This is a genomic window from Pseudomonas sp. 10(2024) (genome assembly GCF_045164175.1).
Classification (GTDB): Bacteria; Pseudomonadota; Gammaproteobacteria; order Pseudomonadales; family Pseudomonadaceae; genus Aquipseudomonas; species Aquipseudomonas alloputida.
Window position 1 is genome coordinate 1,042,806 of sequence record NZ_CP174006.1, and the last position, 19,170, is coordinate 1,061,975.

19 protein-coding genes are annotated in these 19,170 nt (G+C 62.2%); 8 read left to right on the top strand and 11 right to left on the bottom strand.

Going from position 1 to position 19,170, the window contains the following annotated elements:
- Nucleotides 1-104: 104 nt before the first annotated feature.
- From ACI7M0_RS04665 to ACI7M0_RS04680, 4 genes are all read right to left on the bottom strand, one after another.
- On the bottom strand, nt 105-2,156 hold the full coding sequence (locus ACI7M0_RS04665; protein WP_162497226.1) for a bifunctional diguanylate cyclase/phosphodiesterase: 2,052 nt from the start codon (nt 2,154-2,156) through the stop codon (nt 105-107).
- Nucleotides 2,157-2,456: 300 nt separating this feature from the next.
- On the bottom strand, nt 2,457-2,762 hold the full coding sequence (locus ACI7M0_RS04670; protein ID WP_256658187.1) for a hypothetical protein: 306 nt from the start codon (nt 2,760-2,762) through the stop codon (nt 2,457-2,459).
- Nucleotides 2,750-3,055 carry a hypothetical protein gene (locus tag ACI7M0_RS04675; protein ID WP_256658188.1) on the bottom strand — a complete coding sequence of 102 codons (306 nt, stop codon included), beginning with the start codon at nt 3,053-3,055 and terminating at the stop codon, nt 2,750-2,752. The genes ACI7M0_RS04670 and ACI7M0_RS04675 overlap by 13 nt, the downstream gene beginning before the upstream one ends.
- Before the next feature lie 773 nt (nt 3,056-3,828).
- Entirely contained in the window at nt 3,829-4,731 is a 903-nt protein-coding gene (locus ACI7M0_RS04680) for a GntR family transcriptional regulator (protein WP_129932314.1), read from the bottom strand.
- 191 nt (nt 4,732-4,922) lie between these two features.
- On the opposite strand from ACI7M0_RS04680, the gene ACI7M0_RS04685 reads away from it, so the two are divergent.
- Nucleotides 4,923-5,672 carry a hydroxypyruvate isomerase family protein gene (locus tag ACI7M0_RS04685; protein ID WP_129932315.1) on the top strand — a complete coding sequence of 250 codons (750 nt, stop codon included), beginning with the start codon at nt 4,923-4,925 and terminating at the stop codon, nt 5,670-5,672.
- Nucleotides 5,673-5,825: 153 nt separating this feature from the next.
- Here ACI7M0_RS04685 and ACI7M0_RS04690 read toward each other — a convergent pair whose 3' ends face one another.
- Nucleotides 5,826-6,422, bottom strand: coding sequence for a superoxide dismutase (locus tag ACI7M0_RS04690; RefSeq protein WP_003255187.1), 597 nt, complete (start codon nt 6,420-6,422; stop codon nt 5,826-5,828).
- A 265-nt stretch (nt 6,423-6,687) separates the two neighbouring features.
- Complete coding sequence (locus ACI7M0_RS04695; protein ID WP_003255185.1) at nt 6,688-7,287, bottom strand: LysE/ArgO family amino acid transporter; 600 nt, start codon at nt 7,285-7,287, stop codon at nt 6,688-6,690.
- 101 nt (nt 7,288-7,388) lie between these two features.
- Here ACI7M0_RS04695 and ACI7M0_RS04700 point away from each other — a divergent pair, with 101 nt between their 5' ends.
- From ACI7M0_RS04700 to ACI7M0_RS04710, 3 genes are all read left to right on the top strand, one after another.
- The gene (locus tag ACI7M0_RS04700) at nt 7,389-8,279 is read left to right on the top strand and encodes a LysR family transcriptional regulator ArgP (RefSeq protein ID WP_003255184.1); all 891 of its coding nucleotides are present in this window, start codon (nt 7,389-7,391) and stop codon (nt 8,277-8,279) included.
- A gap of 49 nt (nt 8,280-8,328) precedes the next feature.
- Nucleotides 8,329-9,321 carry an NAD(P)-dependent oxidoreductase gene (locus ACI7M0_RS04705; protein ID WP_064492402.1) on the top strand — a complete coding sequence of 331 codons (993 nt, stop codon included), beginning with the start codon at nt 8,329-8,331 and terminating at the stop codon, nt 9,319-9,321.
- A gap of 73 nt (nt 9,322-9,394) precedes the next feature.
- Nucleotides 9,395-10,264, top strand: a complete 870-nt coding sequence (locus ACI7M0_RS04710) for an ATPase (protein WP_129932316.1) — start codon at nt 9,395-9,397, stop codon at nt 10,262-10,264.
- A gap of 109 nt (nt 10,265-10,373) precedes the next feature.
- Here the strand turns inward: ACI7M0_RS04710 and ACI7M0_RS04715 are convergent, their stop codons facing one another.
- Nucleotides 10,374-11,423, bottom strand: coding sequence for an alkene reductase (locus tag ACI7M0_RS04715; RefSeq protein WP_010952123.1), 1,050 nt, complete (start codon nt 11,421-11,423; stop codon nt 10,374-10,376).
- 17 nt (nt 11,424-11,440) lie between these two features.
- A complete protein-coding gene (locus ACI7M0_RS04720; protein WP_003255178.1) occupies nt 11,441-11,743 on the bottom strand; it encodes a helix-turn-helix transcriptional regulator in 303 nt (100 codons plus the stop codon).
- A gap of 150 nt (nt 11,744-11,893) precedes the next feature.
- Here ACI7M0_RS04720 and ACI7M0_RS04725 point away from each other — a divergent pair, with 150 nt between their 5' ends.
- A complete protein-coding gene (locus ACI7M0_RS04725; protein WP_129932317.1) occupies nt 11,894-12,478 on the top strand; it encodes an ACP phosphodiesterase in 585 nt (194 codons plus the stop codon).
- Between the two features lie 112 nt (nt 12,479-12,590).
- Here the strand turns inward: ACI7M0_RS04725 and ACI7M0_RS04730 are convergent, their stop codons facing one another.
- Nucleotides 12,591-13,379 (bottom strand): lysophospholipid acyltransferase family protein, encoded by a 789-nt coding sequence (locus tag ACI7M0_RS04730; protein WP_104886645.1) that lies wholly within the window; start codon nt 13,377-13,379, stop codon nt 12,591-12,593.
- Complete coding sequence (gene olsB, locus ACI7M0_RS04735) at nt 13,379-14,134, bottom strand: L-ornithine N(alpha)-acyltransferase (RefSeq protein ID WP_129932318.1); 756 nt, start codon at nt 14,132-14,134, stop codon at nt 13,379-13,381. The genes ACI7M0_RS04730 and olsB overlap by 1 nt, the downstream gene beginning before the upstream one ends.
- 160 nt (nt 14,135-14,294) lie before the next feature.
- On the opposite strand from olsB, the gene ACI7M0_RS04740 reads away from it, so the two are divergent.
- The 3 genes from ACI7M0_RS04740 (at nt 14,295) to ACI7M0_RS04750 (ending at nt 17,735) form a co-directional block, all read left to right on the top strand.
- The gene (locus ACI7M0_RS04740; RefSeq protein WP_020193101.1) at nt 14,295-15,182 is read left to right on the top strand and encodes a hypothetical protein; all 888 of its coding nucleotides are present in this window, start codon (nt 14,295-14,297) and stop codon (nt 15,180-15,182) included.
- A gap of 193 nt (nt 15,183-15,375) precedes the next feature.
- Nucleotides 15,376-16,317: an AEC family transporter gene (locus ACI7M0_RS04745; protein WP_064492407.1), complete on the top strand. Its 942-nt coding sequence runs from the start codon at nt 15,376-15,378 to the stop codon at nt 16,315-16,317.
- A gap of 56 nt (nt 16,318-16,373) precedes the next feature.
- Complete coding sequence (locus tag ACI7M0_RS04750) at nt 16,374-17,735, top strand: amino acid permease (RefSeq protein WP_003255172.1); 1,362 nt, start codon at nt 16,374-16,376, stop codon at nt 17,733-17,735.
- A 334-nt stretch (nt 17,736-18,069) separates the two neighbouring features.
- Here ACI7M0_RS04750 and ACI7M0_RS04755 read toward each other — a convergent pair whose 3' ends face one another.
- Nucleotides 18,070-19,113: a calcium/sodium antiporter gene (locus ACI7M0_RS04755; protein WP_064492408.1), complete on the bottom strand. Its 1,044-nt coding sequence runs from the start codon at nt 19,111-19,113 to the stop codon at nt 18,070-18,072.
- Between the last annotated feature and the right edge of the window lie 57 nt (nt 19,114-19,170).

Sequence of the window (19,170 nt, forward strand, 5' to 3'; positions counted from 1 at the left end):
GCACGCAAAACTACAACATCATGCGAAAGATTTGCATTTGCTGTAAAGGGGCGGGCGCGCAATTCATGTAAATCAGGGGCTCGGCCTGTAACCGGGCAGGTGCCTCAGGACACCGAAACCCGGTTGCGTTGCGCTTGTTTGAGGAAGTGGGTCAGTTCACGGGCCGAAAGGGGCTTGCTGTAGTGGTAGCCCTGGCCCTCGTGGCAACCCTGGGCCACGATGTAGGTTTCCTGCTCGGCCGTTTCCACGCCCTCGGCGATCACCTGCATCCCCAGGCTCTTGCCCAGCTGGATGATGGCGCGAACGATGGTGGCGTCGTCATCGTCGTCGAGCAGGTCCTGAACGAAACTCTTGTCGATCTTGATCTTGTCCAAGGGCAGCGACTTCAGATAGCTGAGGGACGAGTAGCCGGTGCCGAAGTCGTCGATGGCAATCAGCGCCCCGGAGCGGCGCAGGCTCAGCAGGTGCTGGGCGGCGGTGCTGATGTCTTCCATCAGGCCGGTTTCGGTGACTTCCAGTTCCAGGCTGCGCGGTGGTAGGCGATAGGCTTGCAGCAGGTTGTTGACCACCCGTGGCAGCTCGCTGTGGTGCAGTTGCACGGTAGACAGGTTGACCGCCATGCGCAGGTCGCTGAAGCCCTGGTCGTGCCATTCGCGCAGTTGCCGGCAGGCCTGGTCAAGCACCCATTCGCCGATGCTGATGATGCTGCCGTTCTGCTCGGCCAAGGGGATGAACTGGTCGGGTGGCACCATGCCCAGGTCCGGGTGCTGCCAGCGCAGCAGGGCCTCTACGCCAACCACCCGGTGGTCGCGGTAGCTGATCTGTGGCTGGTACACCAGGTACAGCTGGTTGCGGGGCAGGGCTTCACGCAGGTCCTTTTCCAGTTCGCGACGGCGACGCATCTCGCTGTCGACGCTGGCGATATAGAACTGGTAGCGGTTGCGCGAGCGGGCCTTGGCCAGGGTCATGGTCTGTTCGGCTTTCTGCAGCAGTTTTTCGGTGCTGTCACCGTCTTCGGGGAACAGGGTGATGCCGATGGTCGCGCGCAGGCGGATTTGCTCGTGGTCGAGGTCGAACGGTACTTCCAGGTCGTCAAGGATGCTTTGCGCCAGTTCGGCAGCCTCGTAGGGCTGCTCGATATTGGCCTGTACCAGGGCGAACTGGTCGCCGCCCAGCCGCGCCAGAGCGCCCAGGCGGCCGCTGTGGGCGCGTAGTCGATCGGCCAGGGCCAGCAGCAACTGGTCACCGACCTGGTAGCTGAATTGTTCGTTGATACCCTTGAAGTCGTCCAGGCCAACGCACAGCACTGCCACTCGGTGCTGCAGGCGGCCGCCGTCGACGAGGATCTTGTCCAGTTGCTGCTGCAGTTGCTGGCGGTTGGGCAGGCCGGTGAGGAAGTCGTACTGGGCCATGCGCTGCAGGCTGTTTTCCGCCTCGTGGCGCAAATGGGTGTTGCGCTCGATCGAGGCCAGCAACTGGTTGGCGGTGTTCACCCACAGGCCCAGCTCGTTTTTCTCGTGGCCCTTGAGCAGCGGTATCTGGTGCTGGCTGGGGCGGTCAGGGTTGATCTGGGTGAGGTGCTCGATGATCTTCGACAGCGGTTTGGTCAGCAACCAGTGGTAGACCAGGTAAAGCACCAGGCCCATGGCCATGGCCCGCAGCACGCCGGATATGAAGATGATCACCGCGTTGATCAGGAAATCTTTGCCGTAGGAGGAGGTATCGAGGGTAATGCTGAGGTCGCCGTAGTATTCGCTGTAAGGTCCACGGCCGACCAGTTGCGTGGTGTAGGTGCGCTCCTGGCCGAGGATGAGGTCGGTGAGCCAGCGCATGGACATGTCCTGCAACGGGCGGGACTTTTCTGCCAGCATGGTTTCGTTGGGATGGCCAATGGAGGCCATGCGCACTGATTCGTCCTGGAACAGGCCTTCCATGACCTGCATGCCCATTTCACGGTCGAGGCTGTAAACCGCCTGGGTCGAAGGATCGCGGAACATGTCGAGGATGCGCTGGGCGTCGCTGTCCACGGCCTGGCGGGTCTTGTAGGTGTCATAGATGATTTGCGCACAGCTGAGCACGACGCCGACCGCCAGCGCCGACAGCAGCACGACCCTGAGCAACTTGACCGACAAGCTGTTCCGCAATTCCAGCTTCAATGGGGTTTCCTTAATCCATGCGCATGGCATCATTTTGCCATCAACGATGACGATACACTACCGGCCGACCATTAGCAGTGTATCGGTTGCCTGACCCCGCAACTTGAATGCGCTGTATCAATCTTCCAGAGGTTTGATGTTAGCGTGGTATGCGGTCTGAGCAAGCGTTTTGCGGGTGGGGCGCAGGTGAAATACGTGCTGGCCGCTTCGCGGATAGCCCGCCCCCACAGGCATGGCACATTCCTCGAACAGAGGGCCTGTGGAGCGGAAGTAAACGATGGCTGCCCCTGAAAGGCAGCGCTATTTCTCCGGCAGCGCCCAGGCAATGATGCTGTCACTCAGCTTGGTCGGAATCCGGTCTTGCCCGCCGACCACGGCAACCACGTACTGGCGGCCTTCGCTCACGTAGGTCAGGGGCGACTCCTGGACCGATTTGGCATTGATCGCATCGAGCTGCTCGCGTGGAACCAGCCCCAGCATGTACGGCAGCCGCTGGTTGTTGATGATCAGCAGGCCTCGCTGCAGGTCCACCATCACGCCGCCCCAGTTCAGGCCGCCGTGGTGCCCGGGAAAAATCAGGCTTTGCTGGCCGACTACTGGCGGCATAGGGCATCCAGGGCCACCAGCGAAGAGCTGAACTTGTCTTCCTGTTCGGTGCGGGTACCGCCATAGAAGTCACCTGCTGCATTACCAGTGGTGATGTAGACCAGCCCCAGCTCGTCGTCGGCGGAAATCGGCGCCCATGAGTTGGGCGTGCTGAGCGTATAGGTTTCATCTGCGTCGGCAGGTGCAGTGCTATCGGGATGGCCAAGATCCCAGGCCCACTTTTGTTTGCCGCTGACTGCATCGTAGGCGCGAACCACGCCTGACGGTGCCGGGCGCACATTCGAGTCCAGCACCCGGCCACCGGTGATGACCACCCCGCGGATGGGTTGGCATCTGGTAATGCCACCGTGCTGCGGCTGAACGGTTGCTGTGAATGCGCGGTAATAGCCGGCGAGTCGGCCAGATGAACGGTGTTCGGGAAGAACAGCGGTGCCAGGATGGTGGCCGCCATCAGCAGCGGCAGCACGCCCATGATGCTGAAGTACAGTGCCTTGTTGATTTTGGCGAAGTCGCGGCGGACCAGTGGCCAGAAAGCCAGAAAGATCACACTGAGCAGTACCAGCCAGGCCAGGCGTGGAATATAGGCCCAGCCGTTATAGCCCGACTCCCAGATCGCCCAACCGTAGGTGGCCAGGGATGCTGCGCCATAGAGGTAGATTCCGGCCGCCTTCTTCAGGCCCATGAGTGCGGCGGCCAGCAACAATACGGTGCCCATCATCGCGTAGTAAGGCGAGCCACCAGCATCGACCAGCGCGCCTCCCTGATAGGCCAGTGTCAGGCCAAGCAGGGCCAGCAGAATCGTGTACACCCCGAACAGAAGGCTCGAGACCCCCGCCCCTTTAGCCAACGTTCCTTGTTCCATTGCATCCCTTCCTGTGTGATTCGGTGCCACAGTGCGTCCGAGCGGTGCGCATATTGCTTATTGTTGCAATGAAATACAATAAGTGGCGCAAATTTTACGCCGAGCGCTGATTTTTCAGGCTGCTTTGTATCTTGTGTCAAAAGGAGGCAATGGATAAGCTGCCATACCTGATTCACGCGCGGGTTTGAGGAAGGAGGAGAGGGGTTATGCCTGCTGGCTTTCCTGCAAGGCAGCCTGGCCGGTTTTGAGGCGGCCTACTTCGTCCAGATGTTTCCACAGAAACCGTGCGGCCTCTTCGCGCCGACCGGACTCGATCAGGTCGAGCAGGTGCAGGTGCTCCAGGCATTGCGTCATCAGGCGACTGCGGTCGACGTTGGCTTTGTAGCTCATGAAGCGTCTGAGCTGGTTTTGCCGGCGTATGGCATCGATGAAGAAGAGGTTGCCCGAGCATTGCACGATCATTTCGTGAAACTGGGCGCCGATCTCAAACAGTTGGGCACGTGACAGCGTGTGAATCTCGCCGTCGAGCATGGCCTGCTGTTGTGCCCTGGCTTTGGCAAAGGCGGCCTGGTTCACGTTGTAGCCCGGCTCACGCAGTGCGGCCGGCTCGATGGCCATGCGGAAGCGGTAGCTCTGGATGTGGGTCTGGGCGTTGTGCACGAATTCGTTGAGGCTCCAGCCTTGCCCAGGCTTGCGCTCGACCATGGCTTCGCTTGCCAGCCGGTTGAGGACCTTGAGCAGTTGCCCGCGAGGCACAGAGTAGCGTCGCAGTAGCTGGGCTTCAAAGAATTCGGCAGGGATTTCCCCGTTGAGGATGTCGTCCACCACACGCAGGTAGAAGTCTTCGAAGGGGTCGCAGACGGGCGGTACGATGGCTTCCTGGATCTGCCCGGCGTCCTGTTTCAGAAAATAGCCGCGATTGGGCTCCTGCACCGCGATGTTCCACTCGGCGAGCAGGGCGAATACCCTGCGGATGGGGGAGCGGGAGACATCGAAGGCTTGGGCGAAGGTCTGCTCGCGCAATGGCTCGCCGGCCTTCATCGACCGGGCGCGGATCATCTCGATGACGCGAGGGGCCAATTGCAGGGCGAGGTCTTTCTTGATCACAGGCTGTATTCCGAATGTTTGACTTCAGTCGATCCGGCAGATTTGGGTCGGACTGGGGCAGGAAAATACCACACGAAGGACCTGAGTATCTGCACGCCGCGAGCTGGCGCAGTTGCCGCCAGCGCAGTGCCTGAGCCGCGGCTCAGGCTTTGCAACGACGAATGTTTTCTTCCCGGGATGGAACTTTACACATGCTCAAATTCAATGCTCACCTCGGCTTCCAGTTCAACGAACTGCCTTTTCTGCAGCGTATCGAAGCCGCCGCTACCGCCGGATTTCGCGCGGTGGAATTCCCCTCGCCCTATGAGTTGGATGCGAGTTTGTTGGCTGATGAACTGGCGAAGTATGCGTTGCCATTGGTCCAGTTTGCCGCACCGGCTGGCGTTTCCAAGGGCATTGCTGCGGTGGCTGGCAAGGAGCCCGAGTTTCGTGACGGGTTGCGCCAGGCGGCCAGCTATGCCCGCACGTTGGCATGTACGGATGTGCACCTGATGTCCGGGATAACCCACGAGGATGGTGCCGGCAAGGTGTACGCGAGCAACCTGGACTATGCCGTGAAGTATTTCGAGGACCAGGGGCTGCGGCCATTGATCGAAGTGATCTGCACGCAGGAAATGCCAGGGTATTACATGTCCGACTTCAACAAGGCACAGCAGGTGCTGGAGGCGCATGCGAGTATCGGGCTGATCCTTGATCTGTACCATGCGCAGTTGTTGACCGGAAATGCGGCCGATGTGCTGGCACAGTTCTTTGAGCGGACGGTGCATGTGCAGGTGGCCGACTGTCCTGGGCGGCATCAGCCGGGGACGGGGCAGATGGACATTGCAGGGTTGTTTGCGACGCTGGAGCAGCGCGGGTATGCGGGCTGGGTCGGGTGTGAGTACCGGCCTACGGGCGCTACTGCAGATAGCCTTGGCTGGCTTGGTCAGTACGCCTCATGAAAGCCCTGTGCGCTGGCCCGTTCCAGAACCCTTGAAAAAAAACCGATGCCAGAAGACTGGCATCGGTTTTTCGAGGAAGCCCGGCGTGGATGGCAATGCTGGACTGCCAGCATTACGGCACGAGGCCGGGTTTCTTGCTCAAGGCTGAGGGACTCAGGCCTTGAAGGTCTTGCCTTCGAACTGCTCGGCAACGAAGGCCCAGTTGACCAGGTTCCAGAATGCCTCGACGTACTTCGGACGCAGGTTGCGGTAGTCGATGTAGTAGGCGTGTTCCCAGACGTCGCAGGTCAGCAGCGGGGTGTCGCCGCTGGTCAGTGGGCAGCCGGCGCCGATGGTGCTGGCCAGGGCCAGGGAACCGTCAGCTTTCTTGACCAGCCAGCCCCAGCCGGAACCGAAGGTGCCAACCGAAGTCTTGGTGAACTCTTCCTTGAACTTGTCGAAGGAACCGAAAGCGGCGTTGATGGCGTCAGCCAGTGCACCGGTAGGCTGGCCGCCGCCGTTTGGCGACAGGCAGTTCCAGTAGAAGGTGTGGTTCCAGACTTGAGCGGCGTTGTTGAAGATGCCGCCCGAAGAGCTCTTGACGATCTCTTCCAGGGTCTTGCCTTCGAATTCGGTGCCTGGGACCAGGTTGTTCAGGTTCACGACGTAGGTGTTGTGGTGCTTGTCGTGGTGATACTCCAGGGTTTCCTTGGAGATGTGCGGCTGCAGGGCGTCATGGGCGTACGGCAGCGGCGGCAATTCAAAAGCCATGGTGGATCTCCTGATTCAGGTCTGTTTGCGGTTTGCGCAAGGCCGATCACGGGCGGCCCGATAAGCGTCGGCGAGTCTGTACTCTTTGCGACGCAAGGGCTGGATCATAGCACCGGGCCCGGCGCATAACCACGCAACAAACATAGGGAATAGAGGTTCCGCAGGGGCTGGGCTGTGCCGACCGGCGGCTCGCGTTGCGCGGGTGTTGCCTGCAAGACCGCGTGCCGCTCGATCTTGCCGTTGATGAATATGCCGCGCCCCGAGGTCAGTTGAAGATCAATTGCGCCGCCACCGCGAACATCATCACCGCCACCATCAGGTCGAGCATGCGCCAGGTCGCCGGCCGCGCCAGCCACGGTGCCAGCCACGCCGCGCCAATGGCCAGGGTCGAGAACCACAGCAGCGAAGCGCTGGCCGCACCGGCCACGTAGGCGCCAGGGGCGGACTGTTGGGCGCCCAGCGAGCCGATCAGCAACACCGTGTCGAGGTACACGTGCGGGTTCAGCAGGGTCACCGCCAGGGCGCTGAGCAGTACGGCGCGACGTGAGCGAACGCCCTGGCCTTGCTGGTGCTGCAGGCTCTGCTTGGAGCAGGCACTGCGCAGCGCCTTGGCGCCGTACCAGATCAGGAACACTGCGCCGCCCCAGCGGGCAATCGCCAGCAAGGTCGGGTTGTGTGCCAGCACGGTAGCCAGGCCGAATACCCCGGCGGCCACGAGGATGGCGTCACAGACGATGCACAGCGCTGCCACCGGCAGGTGATGCTCACGGCGCAGGCTCTGGGCGAGGACGAAGGCGTTCTGGGCGCCGATGGCCATGATCAGGCCGAAGGCCACCAGCATGCCATTGAGATAGCTTTGCCACATGGCAGGGCTCTCCAAAAAGGGTCACGAAAGATGCTGGCCATTGTGATGTTCGGCGCTGTATAAGAAAAACAAATAAAGCTCATCACCCATTAGGAAAATCGATGTTCGACTACAAACTGCTGGCTGCCCTCGCGGCAGTGATCGAACAAGGCGGTTTCGAGCGTGCGGCGCAGGTGCTGGGCTTGTCGCAATCGGCGATTTCCCAGCGAATCAAGTTGCTTGAGGCGCGGGTCGGCCAGCCGGTGCTGGTACGTGCCTCGCCGCCCGGCACGACCGAAGTCGGCCGCCAGCTACTCAACCATGTGCAGCAGGTGCGCCTGCTCGAACGCGACCTGCAGCGCCAGGTACCGGCGCTGGACGAAGAGGGCATGCCGGAGCGCCTGCGCATCGCCCTCAACGCCGATAGCCTGGCCACCTGGTGGGCCGGCGCGGTGGGCAACTTCTGCGCACAACAGAACGTGCTGACCGACCTGGTGGTTGAGGACCAGGAAGTGGGCCTGAAACGCATGCGTGCCGGCGAAGTGGCGGCCTGCCTGTGTGGGAGTGAGCGGCCGGTAGCCGGCGCACGCAGTTTGCCACTGGGGGCCATGCGCTACCGGGCATTGGCCAGTCCCGTGTTCATGGCGCGGCACTTCCCCCAAGGTTTTGTCGCCAGCCGCCTGGCCCGTACGCCAGCGATCGTGTACGGGCCGGACGATTTCCTGCAGCATCGCTACCTGGCATCGCTGGGCATAGAGGGTGGTTTCCTGCACCACCTGTGCCCTTCATCCGAAGGCTTCCTGCGCATGACCGAGGCCGGGTTGGGGTGGGGCCTGGTGCCCGAATTGCAGGCCCGGGAGCAACTGGCCAGTGGGCAATTGGTGGAAATCTGCCGCGATACCCCTATCGATGTGCCGCTGTACTGGCATCATTGGCGCAATGGCGGGCAATTGCTCGCGCAACTGACCGACCACCTGCGGCACACCGCGCAGCATTGGCTGGTGCCCTTGTAGCCATGGCTGGCGTCAGTTGCATCTGAAATCTGGCAAGACGGAGTGTTACATGCGAATTCTGGTCACCGGCGCGAGTGGCTTCATTGGCGGGCGCTTTGCGCGTTTCGCCCTGGAGCAAGGCCTGGACGTGCGCGTCAGCGGCCGCCGTGCCGAAGGGGTCGAGCATCTGGTCAAGCGTGGCGCACAGTTCATCCCGGGCGACCTGGGTGACGCCGAGCTGGCCCGGCGTTTGTGCCAGGGTGTCGAAGCCGTGGTGCACTGCGCTGGCGCAGTGGGTAACTGGGGGCGCTATCAGGATTTCTACCAAGGCAACGTGGTGGTGACCGAGAACGTGGTCGAGGGCTGCCTGAAAGAGCACGTACGGCGCCTGGTGCATCTGTCTTCGCCGTCGATCTACTTCAATGGCCGTTCGCGTCTGGACGTCCGTGAAGACCAGGTACCGCGTCGCTTCCACGATCACTATGGGCAAACCAAGTACCTGGCCGAGCAGAAAGTGTTCGGCGCCCAGGAGTTTGGCCTTGAAGTGCTGGCGCTGCGCCCGCGCTTCGTCACCGGCGCGGGCGATGCCAGTATCTTCCCGCGGCTGATGCAGATGCAGCGCAAAGGGCGTGTGGCGATCATCGGCAACGGCCTGAACAAGGTCGATTTCACCAGTGTGCACAACCTCAACGAGGCGCTGCTAAGTGCATTGTTCGCTGATGACCGGGCGCTGGGCCAGGCTTACAACATAAGCAACGGCCAGCCACTGCCGCTGTGGGACGTGGTCAACTACGTGATGCGCCAGATGCAGCTTCCCCAGGTGACCCGCTACCGTTCCTATGGCCTTGCCTACAGCCTGGCCGCGCTGAACGAGGCGGCCTGCATGTTATGGCCAGGGCGCCCGCAACCGACCTTGTCGCGCCTGGGGATGCAGGTGATGAGCCGTGATTTCACCCTGGATATCAGCCGTGCCCGGCAGTACCTGGACTATCAGCCCAAGGTCAGCCTGTGGACGGCGGTGGATGAATTCTGCGGCTGGTGGAAGCATTTGCCGCCCGGCTGACAATGGTCATCAATGCGCTGCGCTGGCGGTTTATACTCGTGCCTCTTTGTGACTACCGCGGTTGAATGTATCCATGCGTAACCATGCTCACGATGACTTTGATGACGTGCCTGCCTTGCGGGCGGGCACCGTTGATGATGACGAACTGATGCCGGCGCATGTGATGCGCAGCCGCCAGAAAGCCGCCCGCGGGGCCAGCACGGCGCCGTTGTGGGCATTGCTCGGTGCCTCGTTCATCGCGTTGGCGGGTCTGGGCTGGTGGAGCTTCCAGCAGATCTCGCTGATGGAGCAGCAACTGGTGGCGACCCAGGAAAGCTTTGCCCGCATCAGTGAAGAGGCGGCTGGCCGCCTTCAGGCAATCAGTGGCAAGGTGGCGGCCAGTGAGTCTGGCGCCACTACCAGCAGCGAGGCATTGAAGCTACAGCTGCGCCAGTTGCAGCAGGGTGTTGCCGGGCAGACCGGCGACCTGGGCAAGCGTCTGGAGCAGGTGCTGGCCGATACCCGAGAACAGCAGAAGGCTGTTACCGAGCTGCAAAGCCAGTTGCAGGCGCAACTGAAGCTGGTGAATGGCGAGTTGGCGGCGCTGCGTTCCGGCCAGGTCGATGGTGGCAAGCTGGATGCCCAGTTGAAGAGCCTGAGCGAGCAGGTTGCCGCGCTGAAGGCCTCACAGTTGGATGGCGCTCAGCTGGACGGCCAGCTCAAGAGTTTGGGTAGCGAGGTGGCGGCCTTGAAGAAACAGGGCAACCCGAGCGCTGACATTCAGAGCCTGCAGCAGGACATGCTGGTGTTGAAGAGCCAGGTCGACAACCGCCCGGCTGCGGCGTCATCCGGTAGTGCTTCGGTGCAGGAGTTCGATGCCTTCCGTGCGCAGATGACGCGTAACCTGAATACGCTGCAGAGCCAGATTCAGAACCTGCAGCAACAGATCAACGCCCGTCCGTAACATCAGCTGAGCCTTGTTCGCGGGCACGCCCGCTTCCACAGGATCGAGCACAGCTTTCAAGCCTGTCGCTATACCGGTGGGAGCGGGCATGCCCGCGAATGGCCCTCAATCACAACCGCGGATAATCGATGTAACCCACCGGCCCCTTGCCATAGAAGGTTTCGGGATGTGCCTCGTTCAACGGCGCATCCGCTGCCAGCCGTGCCGGCAGGTCGGGGTTGGCGATGAACGGCACACCAAACGCCACGGCATCCGCTTTGCCACTGGCCAAGGCCGCATTGGCACTGGCCTTGTCGAACCGCTCGTTGACGATGTACGGGCCACCGAATGCCTCTTTGATCAGCGGCCCGATGCTGTCGTCGGCTTCCCGCTCCCGTGAGCAGATGAAGGCGATGCCGCGCTTGCCCAGCTCTCGGGCCACATAGGTGAAGGTCTCGGCGCGGTCGGCGTCGCCCATGTCGTGGGCGTCGGCACGCGGTGCCAGGTGCACACCTACGCGCTGCGCGCCCCACACTTCAATGGCCGCATCGGTCACCTCCAGCAACAGGCGCGCGCGGTTTTCCAGCGAGCCACCGTAACGGTCGGTGCGCTGGTTGGTGCTGCTTTGCAGGAACTGGTCGAGCAGGTAACCGTTGGCGCCATGGATCTCCACACCATCGAAACCGGCAGCCTTGGCATTTTCGGCGCCACTGCGGTAGGCCTCGACGATGTCGTTGATTTCTTCGGTTTCCAGCGCCCGCGGGGTAGGGTAGTCACTCAGTGGGCGCACAAGGCTCACATGGCCCTTGGGCTGGATCGCGCTGGGGGCCACAGGCAGTTCGCCATTCAGATAGCTGGGGTGGGAGATACGACCTACGTGCCACAGCTGCAGGAAAATGCGACCGCCCGCGGCATGCACGGCCTTTGTCACGTTGTTCCAGCCACGTACCTGTTCATCGTTCCAGATGCCGGGGGTATCTGGGTAGCCGACGCCCATGGGGCTGACCGAAGTCGCCTCGCTGAGGATCAGCCCGGCGCTGGCACGTTGTACGTAGTATTCGGCCATCAGCGCATTGGGTACGCGGCCTTCATCGGCGCGGCAGCGGGTGAGCGGGGCCATGATGATACGGTTGGGCAGTTGCAGGTCGCCCAGTTTGATCGGATCGAAAAGCGTGGTCATAGCGGTTACCTGCCTTGTCAAAGTGCTTGGCGCAGTTGTTCGAGGAACGCCTGGATGGTGGCTTCGTCGCGTTTGAAGAAGTGCCATTGGCCAATCTTCTGGCTGCTGATCAGCCCGGCGCGCTGCAACGTGGCCAGGTGGGCAGAGACGGTCGACTGCGACAGGCCGCAGCGTTGGTCGATTTGCCCGGCACACACACCGTTTTCGGTGCTGTGGTACTGGTCCGGGAACTGGGTTGCCGGGTCTTTCAGCCAGCTGAGAATTTCTCGCCTGACCGGGTGGGCCAGTGCTTTTATGATTTCGTCGAGATCGAGTGGCATGGTTTGAGGCTCGTTGTAGCGGTATATCGCGATGGAGCGAAATATAATTCGCTGAATTCCGATATACAAATACGAAGGTGTTCTGAGCTGAGCACGAATCGATATATCGCGTTATAACGATATGTTCGGTGACGATGCTAGACTGCGCTCATGAACTACCTCGCACACTTGCACCTGGGCGGCCCGGCGCCGCAACAACTGCTTGGCAGCCTGTATGGCGACTTTGTCAAAGGCTCGTTGGAAGGGCGCTTTCCGCCTGCGCTGGAGGCGGCCATCCGGCTGCACCGGCAAATCGACAGTTACACTGACCGGCACCCAGTGGTGCTGGCGGCTCTGGCACGTTTTCCACGCGAGCGGCGGCGTTTTGCCGGCATCGTCCTGGATGTGTTTTTCGACCATTGCCTGGCACGGCACTGGGGCAACTACGCCGAGCAGCCGCTGGAGCAGTTCACTGGCGCGTTCTATCGGGTATTGCTGGCTGAGCCCGAGCTGCCTGGGCGGCTGGCGCGGATTGCGCCGTTCATGGCAGCGGATGACTGGCTAGGGGCGTATGGCGACTTCGATACGCTGGCGCAGGTGTTCAACGGCATTGCCCGGCGCTTGTCGCGGCCTGAGGGGATGGCCGGGGTGATGGTGGAGCTGGAGCGGCTGTATGAGCCGCTGCTGGCGGATTTTCGCGAGTTCTACCCGCAACTGCAGGCGTTTGCGGCGGTGGGGCGGATGTCTGACCGTTAGAGGTGTGTGGGTGATACTGGCCTCTTCGCGGGTAAACCCGCTCCTACGGGCAATGCGCTCAGTGTAGGAGCGGGTTCACCCGCGAAAGGGCCAGAACAGGCAGTGCAAGCATTCAGGCAGCCCGCGCCTGCCGACGTGGCGCCATCTCCACGTCTTCAACCCCGAACAGCGCCAAGTGAATCGCCTGTTGCGCCTGCAACGCCAGCACCGCACGTTCCTTGCCCACGCTACCTATTGGCTGCAGCAGGTGGATGCACACCTCGCCCCGCGGCAGGGCGAACAGGCGCATAAGGTGGGACACCAGGTCGTCCTCACCAATGAACGGCGCTACCGGGTCGATCCGGCCATCACGCAGGTACTGGATAGCGACTGGCTGCACTGCCACGCCACGGTCGATGGCACCTGCAAGCAGGCGGCCATGAAAGGTGCGCAACGTGCGGCCGCTGGTAGTGGTGCCTTCGGGGAATATCAGCAGCGGACGAGCCAGCCCCAGTTGTCCGGCGATCTGTTCGCGCAGGCGCTGACTGTCGCCACCACCACGGCGAATGAACAGCGTGCCGGCCTTTTCCGCCAGCCAGCCGGCCACCGGCCAGTGACGCACTTCGGCCTTGGACAGGAAAGACAGCGGCGTGAGCATGCCAAGCAGGGGGATGTCGGTCCAGGAAACATGGTTGCTGACCCACAACATCGGCCGTTGCGGAAGTTCGCCGACTACCTTGACGTCGAAGGGCAGGGCAGCGACCAGGCGCTTCATGAACAGGCAAGTCCAGCGCTGGCGCCGTTCGATCGGCGCCTTGAAGCCCAAGCGTTCGCCCAAGGCGATAATGCTGGCCATCAGCATGCCCTGCGCCAGGACCAGCAGCAGTCGGATGAGGCGGGCCAGTACCCGCAACTTCGGCATCAGACCGCCGCCTTGAAGTGGCGGGCGTAGCGTGGGCACAGCTCGTCGCGTTTGAGCAGGATGAATACGTCAGCCACCTGGAAGTCCTCGTCCCAGCATGGTTCGCCGCAAATCTTCGCGCCCAGGCGCATGTAGGCCTTGAGCAGCGGTGGCATTTCGGCAATGACGTTGTTGGGCAGGGCCAGCTTCGGCAGCGGGTTTTTTGGTTCGGCACGCAGGTGTTCGGTGCACAGGTAGCGCTCACGCAGGCGCTGCATCACTGCATGGGCCTGCACGCCGCCGTCCTGCATGGAGATACTGGCGCAGCCCATCAGATAGCTGTAGCGGCCCTCGTTGAGCACCTCGGCCAGTTCACCCCAGAGCACGGCGATGGTGCCGCCGTTGCGGTAGTCGGGGGCCACGCAGGTACGGCCCAGCTCAAGGATCGGGCCTTGCAGCTGCAACAGGCCGTGCAGGCTGAACTCTTCTTCGCTGTAGAAGCGGCCCAGGCTGCTGGCGGCCTGATGATCGAGCAGGCGGGTGGTGGCAACCAGTTCGCCGGTGTTCAGGTCGCGTACACCAATGTGGCGGCAGTGCACGTCGTAGTCGTCCATGTCCAGGCCCTGCTCGGCACCTTTGAGCTTGGCCTTGAATTCTGCGCTGAATACGGTGTAGCGCAGAGCCTGGGCTTCTTGCAACGCCGCGGCGCCAACCAGGCGTTCGGCTTGCAGACGGCGTTCGGTGCTGTAGTCGCCAGCGGTAGCGATCCGAGTCATTACGAGTCTCCATAAGCCAGCCAAGAAGGGTTGCGGCCGGTCGGCTTTGTTGTGCAAAGTCAGCCTAGGTAGACCCAGTGTCACCCCTGTGAATGTTTGGTGATGCTTGCGTGACACACCCTGAGCCTTAACTGAAAGCCCTCCAGCAAGGAGCTGTTCCATGGCCTGGTTGCAACGACTCAACGATCCGCTTCGCCTCGCGCCGACAGGCACCCTGGGCGAAACCTACGCCGCGCTGCTTGAGCGCCTCGGCCCGGTTGCCCCGTTCGAACTGGCGGTACTGGGTGGGCGTGCAATGGCCACCCCGGGCCTGGCCTTCCTGGTGGGTTACCAGGCCGCCCTTCGCGTGCTGTGGCCCAGTGCGCCGCACAGCCTTGGCGCCTTGTGTGCCACCGAGCGGCGCAGCGTGCGGCCTGCAGACATGCACACACGGCTGGACGCTCTGCGGCTGTCGGGCTGCAAAGACTTCGTTACCGCAGGCCTGGAGGCGGAGTGGTTGCTGGTGGCGGCGCGTAGCGAAGCGGCTGGCGCGGCGCCGCAACTGAGCCTGGCGGTGGTCTATCCCGGGGAGCCGGGGGTGACACTGGAGCCATTGCCGACCCTGCCGCTGATGCCGGAAGTCGGGCACGCCCGGCTGCTGCTGGAGCAGGCATCGTGCGAGTTGCTGGCCGGTGACGGCTGGGATGCCTACGTGAAGCCGTTCCGTTCGCTGGAGGATTTGTATGTGCTCGCGGCGCTGACCGCCTGGTTGTATGGCGTTGGGCAGGAGTGCGCCTGGCCGCAGGGGCTGCGCCTGCAGTTGCTTGGGCTGTTGGCCGGCTGCGCCGAGGGTAGCCGCCAGTGTGCCGATAGCATGGGTTGTCACTTGTTGCTTGGCGGGTTGTTTGCGCAGTTCCAGGCCTTGCGGGGGGAGATCGATGCGGCGTTGGCGACAGGGCCGGTGCAGTGGGCGCAAGTCTGGCAGCGTGACCAAGGGGTGATGGCGCTGGCGGCGTCGGCGCGGGAGAAGCGGCTGAACAAGGCTTGGGCTGCTGCGGGCTTTTCATGAATGGCTCACAGGTTTGTGTGAACCGATGAATCACGGCGTGGTACCTGTGGGGGCGGGGTTAGGTGCAAAGCGGCCGGTACTGGCAGCAGAAAACCTGAAAGACATTTCCTTTTATCGCGCTTGATCCCCGCAAATCCCAGCCGTTGACGTATCATTGGCCGCCTGACGGCAACCCCTCCAGGATCGCTTGCGCATGCTCGCCCTTCTTATCCAGACCCTGAACATCACGGCACCGGTTTTCGCCATGCTGTTCATGGGCGTCCTGCTCAAACGCATTCACTTGATCGACGACAACTTCAACCGCGTCGCCTCGCAGCTGGTATTCAACGTCTGCATGCCGGCGCTGCTCTTTCTCGGCATCTACCACGCCGACCTGGCCGCAGCGGTCAAGCCCGGTGTCATCCTGTATTTCATCATCGCCACCCTGGTCGGTTTCGCCATTGCCTGGGGCATGGCCATCTGGCGCAGCCCGATGGCCGACCGGGGCATCTATACCCAGGGCGCCTTCCGCGGCAACAACGGTGTGATCGGCCTGGCCCTGGCCGCCAGCCTGTACGGTGACTATGGCATTTCCCTGGGGGCGGTACTCGCAGGCCTGGTCATCCTCATGTACAACTCGCTGTCAGCGGTGGTACTGGCGGTGTACAGCCCCGACCTCAAGTCCGATCCGTGGAGCATCTGCAAGAGCATTTTCAGCAACCCGCTGATCATCAGCGTGCTGGTGGCCGCGCCCATGGCTTACGGCCAGGTGCCGCTGCCCAACTGGCTACTGACCTCGGGCGACTACCTGGCACAGATGACCCTGCCGCTGGCGCTGATCTGTATCGGCGGCACGCTGTCGCTGGCAGCGCTGCGTAACTGTGGCCGGCTGGCCATCGATGCCAGCTTCGTGAAAATGCTCTGGCTGCCGCTGCTCGGCACCCTTGGGGCCTGGTTGTGCGGGTTTCGCGGGGCGGAGCTGGGCATCCTGTTCCTGTACATAGGCAGCCCGACCGCTGCGGCCAGCTACGTGATGGCGCGGGCAGCCAACGGCAATCATGAACTGGCTGCGTCGATCATCGTGATTACCACGCTAATGGCGGCGATCACCACCAACATTGGTATTTTCATCTTGCAGTGGGGCGGATGGATCTAGATCCTTGACTGCAAATAACAGCAACAACACTGCCTCACTGAGCTAAAGGACACTTCATGCAAGACCAGAGCACGCCCGAGCGGTTACAGCGCGGGCTGAAGAATCGCCATATCCAGCTGATCGCGCTGGGCGGGGCCATCGGTACCGGGTTGTTCCTGGGCATTGCCCAGACCATCCAGTTGGCCGGCCCCTCCGTGTTGCTGGGCTACGCCATCGCCGGCCTGATGGCCTTCCTGATCATGCGCCAGCTGGGCGAAATGGTGGTGGAAGAGCCGGTCGCCGGCAGCTTCAGCCACTTCGCCCACCAATACTGGAGCGAGTTTGCCGGCTTTGTCTCAGGCTGGAATTACTGGGTGGTGTACGTGCTGGTCGGCATGGCCGAGCTGACGGCGGTCGGTATCTACGTGCAGTACTGGTGGCCGGACTTCCCCACCTGGGCCACGGCGGCGATTTTCTTCGTGGTGATCAACCTGATCAACCTGACCCAGGTAAAGGTCTATGGCGAGATGGAGTTCTGGTTCGCCCTGGTCAAGGTGGTAGCCATCGTCAGCATGATCGGCTTTGGTGCCTGGTTGCTGGGTAGCGGTCATGGTGGCCCGGATGCCAGCGTGGCCAACCTGTGGCAGTACGGCGGCTTCTTCCCTAACGGCGTCACGGGTCTGGTAATGGCCCTGGCGGTGATCATGTTCTCGTTCGGTGGCCTGGAGTTGGTCGGCATCACGGCTGCCGAGGCTGACAACCCGCGCGAGAGCATCCCCAAGGCCACCAACCAGGTGGTGTACCGCATCCTGATTTTCTACATCGGTGCCTTGGCAGTGCTGTTGTCGCTGTACCCTTGGCAGAAGGTGGTGCAGGGCGGCAGCCCGTTCGTGATGATCTTCCACGAACTGGACAGCGACCTGGTGGCGACCATTCTGAATATCGTGGTGCTGACGGCTGCGCTGTCTGTGTACAACAGCTGTGTGTACGCCAATAGCCGTATGCTGTTTGGCCTGGCCAGCCAGGGCGATGCGCCGCGTCAGTTGCTGAAGGTGAGCCGTAGCGGCGTGCCGCTGACCGCGCTGGCCGTGTCGGCCTTTGCGACCGGCCTGTGCGTGCTGATCAATTACCTGATGCCGGGCGGGGCCTTTGGCTTGCTGATGGCGTTGGCAGTGTCCGCGTTGGTGATCAACTGGGCGAGCATCAGCATTACCCACCTCAAATTCCGCAAGGCCAAGCTGGCCGCCGGGATCACCCCCTTCTACAAAAGCCTGGGGCACCCGCTGACCAACTACCTGTGCCTGGCGTTCATCGTGCTGATCCTGGTGGTGATGTACCTGACGCCGCCGATTCGCATCTCGGTAATGCTGATCCCGGCATGGATCGCTGTGCTGTGGGTGGCTTTCAAGCTGAAGAAGGCTCGCCAGGCCAAGGGCTGATCGGGTTTGTTCGTAAGGGGTATGCCGTTAGGTTTTCGGCGCCTGTGAGATCGAGCGCCGCCCGTGCGGCGCTTCGCGGGTAAACCCGCTCCTACGTTTGTTTCGGGCCAGTCCGTTCTGTGCCAGGCGCGCGCGACCGCCTTGTTTGTACGACGCGATATCGAGGCATGCGCCAAAGCGTTCGCGCGCAGATCCCGCAGGAATAATTGGCCCGAAACAAACGTAGGAGCGGGTTTACCCGCGAAGCGCCGCGCGGGCGGCGCTCGATCTCACAGGCGATGAAAGCCTAAAGGCATGCGTCTGGCGGCCCTGACGCGTGCCCCTTCGATGCCCCTCAATGCTGCCTCCGCCAAGCACGCACAGTGGTGTACAGCAACACCGTAGCGAGCACCGGCAGTACATAGAACAGCATCAATCGCTCCAGGCGGCCAGCCAGCGGCATACCCATGGTAAAAGCCGCCACATGAAGGCCGTAGGCCAGGTACAGGCAAAGAAACACCAGGCCTTCTGCGCGAGTGATGCGGTAACCGGAATAGAACACTGGCAGGCTCAGGACAGCAACGCCGAGCATTACAGGCAGATCGAAAGACAGCGCGTTAGGCGAGATCGACAGGGGTTCCGGGGTGATCAGTGCGGTCAGGCCCAGTACAGCCAGCAGGTTGAACAGGTTACTGCCGATCACCGTGCCCACGGCGATCTCCCGTTCGCCACGCAAGGCGGCGATCAGCGCAGCGGCCAGTTCCGGCAGGGAGGTGCAGATGGCGACGACCGTCAGGCCGATAATACGCTCGGACAGGCCCAGGTCGGTGGCCACCTCGATGGCAGCTTCCAGTAGCAAGTGGCCCGCCAGGCTCAGCAGGCCAAGGCCGACCAGTATCTGCAGCAGCGTACCTGACCAGAAGCGCCCGGCCCCGGACCTGGCGGCGTCCGGGGCAGGGTAGGTGCGTGCGTAATGGCGCGACTGATGCCAGAGCATTGCCAGGTAACCGGCCAGCCCCAGCAATAGCAGTGCCCCTTCAACCCTGCCCAGGTGGGCATTGGCGGACAGCGCATACACCAGCCCGCTGGCAAGGATCATCAGGGGAATGTCCAGCCGCACCAGCTGGCGTGACACCCGCAGCGGGATGATCAGCGCGGCCAGGCCGAGAATGACCAGTACGTTGAAGATGTTGCTGCCGATCACGCTGCCTACTGCCACATCCGGCGCACCCTGGTAGGCGGCCTGCAGGCTTACGGTCAATTGTGGCGCGGTACTGCCGAAGGCCACCAGGCTCAGGCCTATGATCAGCGGGCGCACGTGCAGGCGCTGCGCCAGGCGCAAAGCGGAGCGCACCAGTAGCTCGGCGCCGCCGACCAGCAACAGCAGGGCAACGCCCATTTGCAGCAGGCTAAAAGTGGGAAGGGTGGCCAGGTCGAAAATGGTCGGACTCCTGTC

What these genes read in the sequence shown, in the direction of transcription:
- ACI7M0_RS04690 (WP_003255187.1), bottom strand. Translation starts at nt 6,422, where the DNA reads ATGGCTTTTGAATTGCCGCCGCTGCCGTACGCCCATGACGCCCTGCAG.
- ACI7M0_RS04725 (WP_129932317.1), top strand. Translation starts at nt 11,894, where the DNA reads ATGAACTACCTCGCACACTTGCACCTGGGCGGCCCGGCGCCGCAACAA.
- ACI7M0_RS04755 (WP_064492408.1), bottom strand. Translation starts at nt 19,113, where the DNA reads ATGGGCGTTGCCCTGCTGTTGCTGGTCGGCGGCGCCGAGCTACTGGTG.
- olsB (WP_129932318.1), bottom strand. Translation starts at nt 14,134, where the DNA reads ATGACTCGGATCGCTACCGCTGGCGACTACAGCACCGAACGCCGTCTG.
- ACI7M0_RS04670 (WP_256658187.1), bottom strand. Translation starts at nt 2,762, where the DNA reads ATGCCGCCAGTAGTCGGCCAGCAAAGCCTGATTTTTCCCGGGCACCAC.
- ACI7M0_RS04745 (WP_064492407.1), top strand. Translation starts at nt 15,376, where the DNA reads ATGCTCGCCCTTCTTATCCAGACCCTGAACATCACGGCACCGGTTTTC.
- ACI7M0_RS04685 (WP_129932315.1), top strand. Translation starts at nt 4,923, where the DNA reads ATGCTCAAATTCAATGCTCACCTCGGCTTCCAGTTCAACGAACTGCCT.
- ACI7M0_RS04715 (WP_010952123.1), bottom strand. Translation starts at nt 11,423, where the DNA reads ATGACCACGCTTTTCGATCCGATCAAACTGGGCGACCTGCAACTGCCC.
- ACI7M0_RS04730 (WP_104886645.1), bottom strand. Translation starts at nt 13,379, where the DNA reads ATGCCGAAGTTGCGGGTACTGGCCCGCCTCATCCGACTGCTGCTGGTC.
- ACI7M0_RS04720 (WP_003255178.1), bottom strand. Translation starts at nt 11,743, where the DNA reads ATGCCACTCGATCTCGACGAAATCATAAAAGCACTGGCCCACCCGGTC.
- ACI7M0_RS04750 (WP_003255172.1), top strand. Translation starts at nt 16,374, where the DNA reads ATGCAAGACCAGAGCACGCCCGAGCGGTTACAGCGCGGGCTGAAGAAT.
- ACI7M0_RS04740 (WP_020193101.1), top strand. Translation starts at nt 14,295, where the DNA reads ATGGCCTGGTTGCAACGACTCAACGATCCGCTTCGCCTCGCGCCGACA.
- ACI7M0_RS04695 (WP_003255185.1), bottom strand. Translation starts at nt 7,287, where the DNA reads ATGTGGCAAAGCTATCTCAATGGCATGCTGGTGGCCTTCGGCCTGATC.
- ACI7M0_RS04710 (WP_129932316.1), top strand. Translation starts at nt 9,395, where the DNA reads ATGCGTAACCATGCTCACGATGACTTTGATGACGTGCCTGCCTTGCGG.
- ACI7M0_RS04705 (WP_064492402.1), top strand. Translation starts at nt 8,329, where the DNA reads ATGCGAATTCTGGTCACCGGCGCGAGTGGCTTCATTGGCGGGCGCTTT.
- ACI7M0_RS04700 (WP_003255184.1), top strand. Translation starts at nt 7,389, where the DNA reads ATGTTCGACTACAAACTGCTGGCTGCCCTCGCGGCAGTGATCGAACAA.